Source organism: Cupriavidus sp. OTU4054, assembly GCF_038440175.1.
In the GTDB taxonomy this organism is placed as follows: domain Bacteria; phylum Pseudomonadota; class Gammaproteobacteria; order Burkholderiales; family Burkholderiaceae; genus Cupriavidus; species Cupriavidus pauculus_D.
This window is the reverse complement of sequence record NZ_JASATF010000002.1, coordinates 284,571-297,453: the sequence shown is the minus strand read 5'-3', so window position 1 is coordinate 297,453 and position 12,883 is coordinate 284,571. Positions and strand designations below refer to the sequence as shown.

General features: G+C 65.9%; 11 protein-coding genes. 10 read left to right on the top strand and 1 reads right to left on the bottom strand.

Annotated elements, in window-relative coordinates:
* Nucleotide 1: 1 nt before the first annotated feature.
* Entirely contained in the window at nucleotides 2–451 is a 450-nt protein-coding gene (locus AAHB16_RS04200) for a cupin domain-containing protein (RefSeq protein ID WP_342050183.1), read from the bottom strand.
* Between the two features lie 242 nt (nucleotides 452–693).
* Between AAHB16_RS04200 and AAHB16_RS04195 the strand changes: the two genes are divergently transcribed.
* From AAHB16_RS04195 to AAHB16_RS04150, 10 genes are all read left to right on the top strand, one after another.
* Complete coding sequence (locus AAHB16_RS04195) at nucleotides 694–2,247, top strand: DUF3300 domain-containing protein (protein WP_342050182.1); 1,554 nt, start codon at nucleotides 694–696, stop codon at nucleotides 2,245–2,247.
* Between the two features lie 625 nt (nucleotides 2,248–2,872).
* Nucleotides 2,873–3,739 carry a DUF2950 domain-containing protein gene (locus AAHB16_RS04190; RefSeq protein WP_342050266.1) on the top strand — a complete coding sequence of 289 codons (867 nt, stop codon included), beginning with the start codon at nucleotides 2,873–2,875 and terminating at the stop codon, nucleotides 3,737–3,739.
* 325 nt (nucleotides 3,740–4,064) lie between these two features.
* Entirely contained in the window at nucleotides 4,065–4,634 is a 570-nt protein-coding gene (locus AAHB16_RS04185) for a BPSL1445 family SYLF domain-containing lipoprotein (protein ID WP_342050181.1), read from the top strand.
* Between the two features lie 13 nt (nucleotides 4,635–4,647).
* A complete protein-coding gene (locus AAHB16_RS04180; RefSeq protein WP_342050180.1) occupies nucleotides 4,648–5,526 on the top strand; it encodes a sensor histidine kinase in 879 nt (292 codons plus the stop codon).
* A 31-nt stretch (nucleotides 5,527–5,557) separates the two neighbouring features.
* On the top strand, nucleotides 5,558–6,172 hold the full coding sequence (locus tag AAHB16_RS04175) for a response regulator transcription factor (RefSeq protein WP_317889558.1): 615 nt from the start codon (nucleotides 5,558–5,560) through the stop codon (nucleotides 6,170–6,172).
* Between the two features lie 129 nt (nucleotides 6,173–6,301).
* Nucleotides 6,302–6,643, top strand: a complete 342-nt coding sequence (locus AAHB16_RS04170) for a response regulator transcription factor (protein WP_317889557.1) — start codon at nucleotides 6,302–6,304, stop codon at nucleotides 6,641–6,643.
* Nucleotides 6,644–6,728: 85 nt separating this feature from the next.
* A complete protein-coding gene (locus AAHB16_RS04165) occupies nucleotides 6,729–6,983 on the top strand; it encodes an RNA-binding protein (RefSeq protein WP_150374516.1) in 255 nt (84 codons plus the stop codon).
* A gap of 13 nt (nucleotides 6,984–6,996) precedes the next feature.
* Entirely contained in the window at nucleotides 6,997–8,235 is a 1,239-nt protein-coding gene (locus tag AAHB16_RS04160; protein WP_411859867.1) for an efflux RND transporter periplasmic adaptor subunit, read from the top strand.
* Nucleotides 8,232–11,399 (top strand): efflux RND transporter permease subunit, encoded by a 3,168-nt coding sequence (locus AAHB16_RS04155; protein WP_223851718.1) that lies wholly within the window; start codon nucleotides 8,232–8,234, stop codon nucleotides 11,397–11,399. Before AAHB16_RS04160 ends, AAHB16_RS04155 begins: the two co-directional genes overlap by 4 nt.
* Nucleotides 11,396–12,853, top strand: a complete 1,458-nt coding sequence (locus AAHB16_RS04150; RefSeq protein ID WP_342050179.1) for an efflux transporter outer membrane subunit — start codon at nucleotides 11,396–11,398, stop codon at nucleotides 12,851–12,853. Before AAHB16_RS04155 ends, AAHB16_RS04150 begins: the two co-directional genes overlap by 4 nt.
* Nucleotides 12,854–12,883: the final 30 nt, after the last annotated feature.

Here is a 12,883-nt window from a genome sequence, read left to right as displayed (position 1 = left end):
GTTACAGCGCGAGCGACATCAGCACCAGTGCCGCCGTCGAACGGCGCATGCGTGGGGCGTCCGGATCTCGGGGGGCGCGCAGGCGCGCGTCCAGGTTGAGTCTGGACAGGACGCGCGTCGCCAGGCGCAGGCCGAGCGGGACTTCCCGGCGCAGGAACGCGATCTTGCGGACGTAGCGATCGACTTCCCATCGCCACGTGGAGTGTGCGGGGAAATAGCCGATCGACCCCGCGGTCAGCAGATGGGTGTCGCCGTTGGCGTCGGTGACTCTGACCTGGCCTTCGAGGATATAGACGGTTTCGTCCATGTCGAAGTGCCACTCGAACGTGCCGCGCGTGCAGTCCCATACGGAGGTCCACGCGAAGTCGTCGCGCGCGCTCGAGTGGTCGCCGCTGCGGGTCACGGGTGTCCCGCTGTGGATCCAACCCGGTTCGATGGGGCACGGATGCATGGGCATCGCCTCCGGCCGGTTGAACACTCCTTCATCACGCGTGATTCGGCGTGGCTTGTCGCGCATCGGCTTTGCCCCCAAGGCAGGAATCGTTGGCGAGTCAGGTTAGTGGCATGCCGTCCATGCCTCTGTGCGGAAGCAGACAAACGCGCGACGTTGTCGCATTGGACCAAGGTTCCATTGTCCAATGCGCGCGGGCCACCTATATGTAACTTCAACAATATTCCGGAGGAACGGGCGCCATGACGCTCCACATCGCGCGGCCGACTCGGTCATCGTGCGTGGTGCGGTGGCTCGGGAAGTGGCTGCTGGGCTGTTTTCTCGCCGCCATCGGCACCGTGCATGCGCAGGGCGCCGACACCACGTCGCGCCCGTTCAAGCCCGAGGAGCTGGAGGCGCTGGTCGCGCCGATTGCCCTGTACCCGGACTCCGTTCTGTCGCAGGCGCTGATGGCATCGACCTATCCGCTCGAGGTGGTGCAGGCGGCCCGCTGGCTCAAGGCCAATCCCAACATGAAGGGCGATGCCGCCGTGAAGGCGGTGCAGGATCAGCCGTGGGACGTCAGCGTCAAGTCGCTGGTCGCGTTTCCGCAGGTCCTGGAGCCGATGAACGACAAGCTGGACTGGACGCAGAAGCTCGGCGACGCGTTCCTCGCGCAAGAGAAGGATGTACTGGCGGCCGTGCAGCGCCTGCGCGCGAAGGCGAAGGATGCCGGCAACCTCAAGTCGAACGAGCAGCAGAAGGTGACCGTCGAGAGCGCGCCGCCCGCCAGTGGCACGCAAGCCGCGGCGACGCAGACCATCATCAAGGTCGAACCGACGAATCCGCAGGTCATCTATGTGCCCGCGTACAACCCGACGGTCGTCTACGGGGGATGGAGCGCGCCCGCGTATCCGCCGTACTACTGGCCGCCATATCCCGCCTATTACCCTGGCGGCGCGCTGATGACGGGCTTTGCCTGGGGCGTCGGGCTCGCGGCGGCCGGGGCCATATTTTCGGACTGCAACTGGGGCGGCGGCGACGTGAATATCGACGTGAATCGCGCGACCAATATCGATCGTAACTTCGACAGGACCAAGGTCGAAGGGGGCAATCGATGGAAGCATGATGCGAGTCACAGGAAGGGGGTCGCGTATCGCGACGGGGCCACGCGGGAGAAGTTTGGCGGCAATGCCAGCGGGGCGGACAGGAGGAGCGAGTTTCGGGGGCGGGACGGACGTGACAGTCGTGAGGCGCGTGACGGCCGCAACAGTCGTGATGCCGCGCGTGATGGCCGCGACAGTCGTGACGCCGCGCGTGATGGCCGCGACAGTCGTGACGCCGCTCGTGACGGCCGCGACAGTCGCGACGCACGGAATGGCCGTGATGGCCAGGACAGTCGCGACGCACGGAGTGGCCGTGATGACCAGGCTAGTCGCGACGCACGCGATGGCCGCAACGCACGGGACGGCACGGCAGCCGGTGCGGATCGCGCCGGCAATCGTCAGGCCGACCGCGGCAACAACGCGTTTCAGGGTGTCGGCGGCGGCAATGCGGCGCAACGCGATTTCGATCGCGGCAGGGCGAGCTCGACGGCGTCGACGCGCAACGCGGGCGGCAGTGCGCACGCCTCGCAGCGCGCCGGCGGCGGAGGAGGCGGCGGCTTCGCGGGCGGGGGCGGAGGCGGAGGAGGCGGCGGCTTCGCGGGCGGAGGCGGAGGCGGAGGCGGCAATTTCTCCGGCGGCCGCGGTGGCGGTGGCGGCGGCTTTGCAGGCGGCCGCGGCGGAGGCGGTGGCGGAAGAGGCGGTCGCCGTTGACCGCAAGCCCCCGACCACCATGGACCATGCAAATCATCCGACAACCCCAATGACCGCGCTCAAGCCCATCGCCACGCGGCGGGCCGCCCGCGCATGGCTCGCCATGGACCATCCAAGACATCCGATGACAGCAATGAAGGCGCTCAAGCCCATCGCCACGCGGCGGACCGCCCGCGCATGGCTCGCCATGGACCATCCAAATCATCCGACGACAGCAATGACCGCGCTCAAGGCTATCGCGACGCGGTGGGCCGCCCGCGCATGGCTCGCCGCCATGGACCATCTGAAACATCCGGTGACAGCAAGGACCGCGCTCAAGCCCATCGCGACGCGGCGGGCTGCCTGCGCATGGCTCGCCGCCATGGACCATCTGAAACATCCGGTGACAGCAAGGACCGCGCTCAAGACCACCGAGACGCGGCGGGCTGCCCGTGCATGGCTCGTCACCATGGACCATCCAAAAGACCCGATGACAGCAATGACCGCGCTCAAGCCCATCGCGACGCGGTGGGCTGCCTGCGCATGGTTCGCGGACATGGACCATCCAAAACATCCGGTGACAGCACTGACCGCGCTCAAGCCCATCGCGACGCGGTGGGCTGCCTGCGCATGGTTCGCATTCGCGATGCTATGCATGGCGGATTCACCGGCCCATGCGCAACGCAATTTCGACACACCCGAATCCGCGATGACCGCGTTCGGCGATGCGATCGCTACCAGCGACGATTCTGCTGTGCAGAGTCTGCTAGGTCCGATATCTCGCAACGTTATTCCACCGCTAGGCGCGGATTTACGATATCGATTTCTTGCCGCATGGAACCAGGCGCATGGCATCGTCAGGGACAACACCGGCCGCGCACGCATATCCGTGGGCAATGACGGCTGGACCCTCCCGATCCCCCTGGTGCAATCCCACGGCAAATGGCACTTCGACACCCGTGCAGGCCTCGAGGAAATGCGCCTCAGGCGAATCGGCCGCAACGAGCTGAACACGATACAGACGATGCTCGCGATCGGCGACGCCCAGCGCGAGTATGCCGATGCCAACCACGGCACCAACGGGATGTCGGTGTACGCGCGCAAGCTCGTGAGCTCGCCCGGAAAGATGGACGGCCTTTACTGGCCGACGCGCCCCGGCGAGGCGGAAAGCCCCCTCGGCCCCGCCTTTATCGACGCCGTGACGCAAAACAAGGGTAACGACGGCTATCACGGCTACCGCTACAAACTGTTGACCTCGCAAGGTTCGGCCGCGCCCGGCGGCGCGTACACATACCTCGTCAATGGCCAGCTCTTCGGCGGCTTTGCCGTCCTCGCGTGGCCCGCGCGTTATGGGGAAACCGGCATCAAGAGTTTCATGATCAGCCATGCCGGCACGGTCTACGAGCGCGATCTGGGGCCAGAGACGGCTGCACGCGCCGCGGCGATCGATTCGTTCGATCCCGATAGCCGATGGAGCGAGGTATCCGCCCAGGCATCGGCCCCCCGGCCATAGTCTTTCAGGATTACGAAAAAAATGATTGAGAATTATTTTTAAGCCTTGGTTTAAATGATTCAATACAAAAAATAAGTACTGAATCGCGCGCATTGAAATTTTTATGAGCGTCGTGAAATGCAATGCGCGTCAGAAAAAGTAAAGATTGCAATGATTAAATGGTCGACCTAGTTTGTATGTCACAAACATCAGAACAATTGAAAACAGACGAAGGTAGGCTTGGTCGCCATTCAGGGGTAGTGCCGTACCGATGTCGTCGACGCCCCCGTGCGGATGAGCCCCGCTATTGTCGAAAAAGGCAGTATCACTGCACACGGGAGGCATCATGGATCGACGGCTGTTCTTGCTCTCTTCTTCCCTGGCACTCGGCCCCACGCTGACGGCATGCACTGGCACGCCGGCCACGCCGAGTGACGCGGCCGCGAAGCGCCGGGAGATCGACGCGGCGGTGGATGGCACGCTGACCAGGCTCTTCAACACCGCGGCCGCATCCAGATCGCTGGCGAACGACGCCCGGGGCGTACTCGTATTCCCGCGCATCCTTGCCGGCGGCTTCGTCGTCGGCGCCGAGTACGGCGAGGGCGCCTTGCGGGTCGCCAATGCGACCACCGCGTACTACCGTACGACCACGGCCTCCTTCGGCTTCCTTGCAGGTGCGCAGTCCAAGGCGCTCATCATGATGTTCATGACGGAAGACTCCCTGCGTAGCTTCCAGCAAAGCAAGGGGTGGACGGCCGGCGTGGACGGCTCGGTCGCCGTCATCGGTATCGGCGCCAACGGGCAACTCGATACGAATACCGCAAAGGCGCCCATCATCGCCTTCGTCCTCACCAACGCCGGTCTGATGGCAAACCTGTCGCTAGAGGGTACCAAGATCGGGAAGCTGGACATCTGACCCGGACTCGGCCATGCGACGGTCACTGGCGTGGGTGCTCTGCATCGCGGCGGCCATGGGTGTCGGCTGTGCGGTCGCGATGCAACGGCTGCGCGCCGCGCCTCGCGGCGCGCGGGAGCCCATGCGGCTGACGCTGAGGGGCCCGCTGGCGCACGCCTTGCCGCAATCCGGCATCGCGGAGCTTGCCGGCTCCCTCGCGCACGAACTCAACCAGCCGCTGACGGCAATCACGAGCAACGCGCATGCCGCGCGCGAGTTTCTCGCTTCCAGCACGTTCAACAAGGAAATGCTGAAGGAGATCGTCGACGACATGGTCGATGATGCCTCGCGCGCGAGCGACATCGTGCGTGGCGTGCGCGCGCTGATACTGGGAGAAGCGCCGCGCATGGTGCCATTCAGCGTCGCGGACGTGGTCGATCAGGCGTTGGACCTGGCGCGGGCCAATGCGAGCGCGCGCAGCGTGGTCGTCAAGCGAGATATCGAGGACGGGCTCCCGCGCGCGGTGGGCGATCCGGTGGAGATCCGCCTCGTGCTGCTGAACCTGCTGGTCAACGCGCTGGATGCCGTGGCATCGGGGCGGTCGAGCCACGACCGCTTCATCACGGTCCGGGTGCGCGCGGCGGATCGCGCGCTCCGTATTGCCGTGCAGGACAATGGCGCCGGCGTCGCGGCCGACGACCTCGAAAAGATCTTTCGACCTTTCTATTCCTCGAAGCCTAAGGGCATGGGTCTCGGCCTGTCGCTCAGCCGCGCGCTCATGGAGCGCAACGGCGGCCATATCGAGGCTATTCGCAACAGCGGTGGCGGCATGACGTTCGAATGTGTCCTGCCGCGGGAAGCGGAGGCGCTTCGCCAGGGTTCGACCGGCGCCGCGGTGTTTCGCTGGAGGTGACAGTATGCATGCGAGGGCTACAGTTCATATCGTGGATGACGACGACAGCGTGCGGCGTGCGTTGGGGCGCGTACTGACCGCGCATGGCTACGCCGTGGCGATGTTCCCGTCGGCGGAGGCCTTTCTCGATGAAGCCGATCTCGATGCCGGCCCGGCCTGCGTATTGCTGGACCTTCTGATGCCCGACATGGATGGCCTGATGCTCCAGCAGGGCCTTCAGGGCAGGGTACCCGTCATCTTCCTGAGTGGCCACGGCGATGTGACCCGCGCGGTCCAGGCCATGCAGGCCGGCGCCATCGAGTTTCTGGAGAAGCCCGTGTCGGACACCGATCTGCTGGCGGCCGTGGAGAAGGGCTGCGCATGTGCGGCCGAGCACTTTGCGCTGCAGCGCGAGTTGCAGTCGCTGCGCCAGAAGATCCAGCGCCTTACGCCCCGCGAGCGCGAGGTGCTGACGTGGGTCGTGACGGGCATCCGCAACAAGCAGGTCGCCAGCGAGCTGGGCACAGTGGAGAAGACCATCAAGGTCCATCGCGCGCACGTCATGCAGAAGCTCGAAGTCGACTCGTTGCCGGCGCTGGTGCGCATCGCGGACAGGATGGGGTTGTGCGCGTCGCACCGGGAGACGGAGCGATCGCGCTCCGGCTGATCGATGGACCATGGGCCAATATCGCAGCGCGCCACGGTTACTTAGCCTGTAGGTTATCTGACTGGATTAATGGGCGTCCTGTGAATGTTAGGGCCAGACGGTCGGCCAATCGGTCGCTTCGCGGTAGTGGTGGACGATGACGCATCGGTCGCGCGGGCCACCGCGCGCCTGTTGCGTTCCGCAAGCATCACTGTCGACATCTTCACGACGGGTACCGCGCTGCTGGCACGCATGGCGGCGCAGCCCGCCTACCGGCCTGCGTGCGTGATCCTGGACGTCTGCATGCCCGAGATGGACGGGCTGGAGGTGCAGCAGCGCCTCTCGGACCGCGCACCCGCGGTCATCTTCATCACTGCCCACGATCTGCCGGAAGCACGCGACAAGGCGCTCTCCTCGGGCGCCATCGGCTACCTGCGCAAACCGTTCGACGGCCGCCAGCTGATCGAACTCGTCCGCGAGGCGCTGGCCTAGCGCGTGCCGTCATGGTTTGGTCCTTGGTCCAATTGCGAAATGGATGGCAGGGCGCACACTCATATCAGCACGGAAGGAGCAGACCATGCCGCTGATGATGCTTTCGAATCTTCATCCCGATACCACGGACGAAGACGTGCTTGCGTTCCTGCAGCGCTATGGCTTTCCCGCGTATGACGAGATCGAGCGGCACGAGGGCGACGGCACCCGGCCGGCCGTCATGCTGACGTACGCTTCGATGCGGCTGGCCACCTTGCATCAACTGCAGCCGCGCATCCACGGCGTGTTCTGGAATGGACACAAGATCAACGCGCTGATCCTGCGGGAGCGGTTCCAGTAACGAAGGGCAGACGATGGACAATCGACCGGGTTCCCGACTGGCGGGCCGTGCGCGCATCGGCATGGGGTGGGCCGTCATGGTGTGCGCCGCCATGCTGCTGGCGGCATGCCAGAAGCAGGAGGCCAAGGCGCCGCCGGCCGCGCCGGTCACCGAGGTCGGCGTGATCCGTGTCGCGCTGAAAGACGTGCCATTGACCTACGAATTCGTAGGCGAAACGCAGAGTTCGCAGCAGGTGGAGATCCGGGCGCGGGTCAATGGCTTCCTCGAAGAGCGGCTCTACACCGAAGGGGCGCTGGTCAAGGCCGGGCAGGTGCTGTTCCGGATGGACCAGAAGCCGTTCAAGGCCGCGCTGGATGCCGCGCAGGCCGAGCTCGCGCAGCAGCAGGCGCGGCTGACCACGGCGCGCGCCAACCTCGCCCGGGTGCGGCCCCTGGCGGCACGCAACGCCCTGAGCCAGAAGGACCTCGACGACGCGACCGGCAACGAGCAGGCCGCCGCCGCGGCCGTCGAGCAGGCCAGGGCGAACGTCACGAATGCAAAGCTGAACCTCGGCTATACGACCATAGCCTCGCCCGTGGCGGGGCTGTCGAGCTATGCCAAGAAGCAGGTCGGCTCGTATATCGACGCGAGCAACAGCCTGCTCACGTACGTGGCCAGGCTGGATCCGATCTGGGTCAACTTCAGCCTGTCGGAGAACGAGGTGCTGAAGAACCAGGCGCAGCAGGCTTCCGGCGAACTGAAGATGCCCGATCGCGGCAGCATGGAGGTGGAGATCGTGCTGGCCGATGGCACCAAGTACAAGCGGCGCGGCCATATCGCGTTCGCCGATGCCTCGTTCAGTTCCGAAACGGGCACCTATCTGATTCGCGCCGAACTGCCGAACCCCGAGGGCACGCTGCGGCCGGGGCAGTTCGTGCGCGTCTACGTGTTCGGTGCCACGCGCACACGCGCCATCACGGTGCCGCAGGAGGCCGTGGTGCAGGGCGCGCGCGGGCAGTCCGTGTGGACGGTGGGCAAGGACGACAAGGTCGAGTCGCGCGTCATCGACGTCGGGGAATGGACACAGGGCAACTGGGTCGTGCGGGCCGGACTGCGCGAGGGGGACACCGTGGTGGTCGACGGTTCGGTGCGGCTGGCACCGGGCGCAAAGGTCAAGCCCGTGGATGCGCGCGCTGCCGCAACCGCGGCCGACGGCGCGGGGACGCCCGCATCCGCTCCCGCCGCGGTGGCCGGGAAAGGGCCACCATCATGAAGCTGTCGCACTTCTTTATCGACCGGCCGATCTTTGCGTCGGTGCTGTCGATCATCATCGTGGTGGGCGGCCTCGTGGCGGTCTTCAACCTGCCCATCGCGCAGTTCCCCGATATCACGCCGCCGAGCATCACGGTCTCGACGACCTATCCGGGCGCGAGCTCCGAAGTGGTCGCGCAGAACGTGGCCGCGCCAATCGAGCAGGAAGTCAATGGCGCGGACAACATGCTGTACATGTCCTCCACGAGTTCCTCCACCGGCAACATGACGCTGACGGTGTACTTCGAGATCGGGACGGATCCGTCGCTGGCGCAGGTCGATGTGCAGAACCGCGTCAACCTCGCGCTGCCGACATTGCCCGATGCGGTGACGCGGCAGGGGGTGACCGTGGAGAAGCGGTCGCAGGCCTTCATGATGGTCATTGCCGTCTATTCGCCCGATAACAGCTATCCGCAGACGTTCGTCGACAACTACACGAGCATCTACATCCTCGATGCGCTCAAGCGCATTCCGGGCGCGAACCAGTCGGCGATCTTCGGCACGCCCGACTATGCGATGCGCCTCTGGCTGCGGCCCGACCGCATGGCACAACTCGGTATCACGGCCGAGGACGTCAAGAACGCGGTCTCGAACCAGAACGAGCAGTTCTCCGCCGGGCGCATCGGGCAGTCGCCGACCGCGGGCCCGGTCAAGCAGACGTTTCCGGTCACGACCAAGGGCCGCATGACGGAGCCCAAGGAGTTCGAGAACATCATCCTGCGCGCCGCTTCCGGCGACGCCGCGCTGGTCCGGCTCAAGGACATCGGCCGCGCGGAACTGGGCTCGAAGGACTATTCGCTGCGCAGCCGCTTCAAGGGCAAGACCGCCACGCTGCTGGCCGTGTACCAGCAACCCGGCGCCAACGCGCTGGCCGTGGCCGAGCAGGTGCGGAACACGCTGGCGGAGGCGCGCAAGAGCTTTCCGCCGGGCATGGAATACGAGGTCGCGCTCGACACGACCGAGTTCGTGCACGAGTCGATCAACGAGGTGGTGCACACGCTGCGCGACGCGGTCATCCTTGTGATTCTCGTGGTGTATCTGTTCCTCCAGAGCTTCCGCGCCACGCTCGTGCCGATTCTTGCCGTGCCGGTCTCGATCATCGGCACGTTCATGGCGATGTCGGCGTTCGGCTTCTCGGTGAATATGCTGACGTTGTTCGGCATGGTGCTGGCGATCGGGATCGTCGTGGACGATGCCATCGTCGTGATCGAGAACGTCGAACGCAACATGATGGAGTTTCATATGCCGCCGCGCGAGGCGGCCAAGGCGGCCATGGACGAAGTGGGCGGGCCCGTGATCGCCATCGTGCTGGTGCTGCTGGCGGTGTTTATCCCCGTGGCGTTCCTGTCCGGCATCACCGGGCAGCTCTACAAGCAGTTCGCCATCACGCTTGCGGTGTCGGTCCTGCTCTCCGGCGTGGTGGCGCTGACGCTGTCGCCGGCGCTCGCGGCCATTCTGCTCAAGCCCGGCAGCCACGAGAAGAATCGCTTCTTCCGCTGGTTCAACCGCAGCTTCGACCGCATCGTGGAAGGCTATGGCAGCGCGGTGCAGCTGCTGATCCGGCGCGCGGTCATCTCGCTGGCGCTCGTGGCGGCGCTCGTCGCGGTGAGCGTGCTGATGTTCGCGCGCATTCCGTCGTCGTTCCTGCCCGTGGAGGACCAGGGCTATCTGCTTGGCGCGGTGATCCTGCCCGACGCGGCCAGTCTCGACCGGACGGGCGATCTGTCGAAGCGCGCGGAAGAGTGGTTCGCGAAGCAGCCCGGCGTGAAGTCCGTCGCCTCGCCCGACGGCTACAGCCTCATCGATTCGCAGAACAAGGCCAATGCCGGCACGCTGTTCGTCACGCTCAAGGGCTTTCATGAACGCGGGCCCGAAGAAAGCGCGGCCAACCTGATCGCGCGCGCCAATCGGGAGTTCTCCACCTACCGCGAAGGACTCGTGATACCGGTCAATCCGCCGTCGATTCCGGGCCTGGGCACCACGGGCGGGTTCGAGTTCTGGCTGCAGAGCACGGGCGACGGCACCTATCAGCAGCTGGAGGAACGCACGCGGGCATTCATCGCGGCGGCGCGGCAGCGGCCCGAACTGCGCGGCATCAGCACCACCATCAACACGAAATCGCGGCAGCTGCTCGTGGACCTCGACCGCGAGCGCGCGGAGACGCAGGGCGTGCCCGTGGAGCAGGTGTACTCGGCATTGCAAACGATGTTCGGCTCGCTGTACGTCAGCCAGTTCCCGAAGAACAGCCGGCTGTTCCAGGTCATCCTGCAGGCGGAACCCGAGTACCGCTCGCGGCCCGAAGACCTCGACCGCGTCTACGTGCGCAACGCGCGCGGCGAGATGGTGCCGATCAAGGCAGTGACCAATGCGCGCTACGTCGCGGGCGCGGACCTTGTGACGCGGTTCAACAACTTTCCCGCGGCCAAGATCACGGGGGATGCGGCGCAGGGCTACAGCTCCGGGCAGGCGCTGCAGGCCATGGAGGAGGTGGCGGCGCAGGTGCTGGGGCCCGGCTATGCGTATGCATGGAGCGGGCAAGCGTACGAGGAGAAGAAGGCCGGTTCCACGGCGGCGCTGGTGTTTGCCTTCGCGTTGCTGATGGTGTTCCTGATTCTTGCCGCGCAGTACGAAAAGTGGTCGTTGCCGTTCGGCGTGCTGATGGCCGTGCCGTTCGCGCTGTTCGGCGCGCTGCTGGGTATTCTGATGCGCGGCATGGAAAACGACGTTTACTTCCAGATCGGGCTGACGGTGCTGATCGCGCTCGCGGCGAAGAACGCCATCCTGATCTTCGAGTTCGCGGTGGAGATGCGCGTCAAGGAGGGATTGAGCCCGTACGACGCCGCGGTCAAGGCCGCCAAGCTGCGGCTGCGCCCGATCATCATGACCTCGCTCGCATTCATTCTCGGCTGTATTCCGCTCGCGATAGCAAGCGGGGCGTCGGCGGCGAGCCGGCAGTCGCTCGGGACGGGCGTGATTGGCGGCATGCTCGGTGCCACGGTGATCGCCGTGTTCTTTATCCCGATGTTCTTCTGGGGGCTCGAGCGGGCGTCCGCCAAGAAGATGGCGGCACGGCCGCCCGAAGCCGCGGGCACCGATTCCGCGGCGCCCACGGGAGGCAATGCATGACCACGCGTCCGCACGGTATCGCATGGGGCTGTGGCGCGGTGATCGCCCTCGGCGGATGCGCGGTTGGGCCCGATTACGAACGCCCGCCCGTGGACGTGCCGGCGGCCTACCGCTTTGCCGACGCGCCGGCGGCGGCGCCCGTGACGGTTGCCTCGGACGAGTACTGGTGGTCGCAGATCGGCGATCCGACGCTCGATGAACTGATCCTCGTCGCGTTGGCCCGCAATCAGGACCTGTTGATCGCCACGGCGCGGGTGGAGGAATACTACGGTCGCGTGATGGCCGCGCGTGCCGGGCTGTTTCCGCAGGTGGGGGCCGAGTTCGGCGGCGGCCGGCAGCGCATCAGCAACAGCGGCGGCAATGTGGTGCCCGTCGACAATCCGTTCAATCAGGTGCGGGCGGACGTGTTCGCGTCATGGGAGATCGATCTGTTCGGGCGCATTCGCCGGCAGACGGAAGCGGCCCGCGCGGAATGGGCGGCCAGCGAGCAGGGGCGGCGCGCGACCGAGGTCAGCGTCGTGGCGGCCGTGGCCAGCGCGTATATCACGCTGCGCGATCTCGACAACCGGCTGCGCATCGCGCGGGAGACGGTGGTCAGCCGAGAAGGCGCGCTCAACGTGTTTCGCGACCGCTTTCAGGGTGGCGTGGTGTCGGAGGTCGAGTTCTCGCAATCGCGCTCGGAATATGCGTCCGCGCTGGTCTCGGTGGAACAGTTCCGGCAGCAGGTATCGCTGCAGGAGAACCTGCTGGCCTTGCTCCTCGGCGACAATCCGCGCGACATCCCGCGCGGCAAGGAGATCGGCGAGTTGCAGTTGCCGACGGTGCCGATGGGCCTGCCCTCGACATTGCTCACGCAGCGGCCCGACCTCGTGCAGGCCGAGCAGAACCTCGTGGCCGCCAATGCGCGCATCGGCGCGGCGCGCGCGCAGTATTTCCCCAGCATCTCCCTGACCGGTCTGTTCGGTGCCGCGAGCACCGCGCTGTCGGGGCTCTGGCTCGGTTCCGCGCAGATGTGGTCGTACGGCGGGCTGATCAGCGTGCCAATCTTCACAGGCGGCGCCATCGCGGGCGACGTAAAGCAGGCGGAGGCCAGGCAGGCGCAGGCGCTGCACGGGTATCGGCAGGCCATCCAGGTCGCGTTCCGCGAGGTGGCCGACGCGCTGGTCAGCGTGCAGCGCACGCAGGGGCAACTCGATGCGAAGACCGAGCAGGTGGACGCGTTGTCCCGCTACGCGTTGCTGGCGCGCGATCGGTATGAAGGCGGCTACACCAGCTATCTGGAGGTGCTCGATTCCGAGCGCGCGCTGTTTGCCGCGCAACTCGACCAGTCGAGCCTGCGCGGCGCGGAGTTCGGGCAACTGATCCAGCTATACAAGGCGCTCGGCGGTGGCTGGCCTGCCGGCACGGGCGCGCAGACCGGACTCGAGGCCACCACGGTATCCGTCAAGGAGTGAATCATGGACAGATCGATGGCAGGAGCGCTG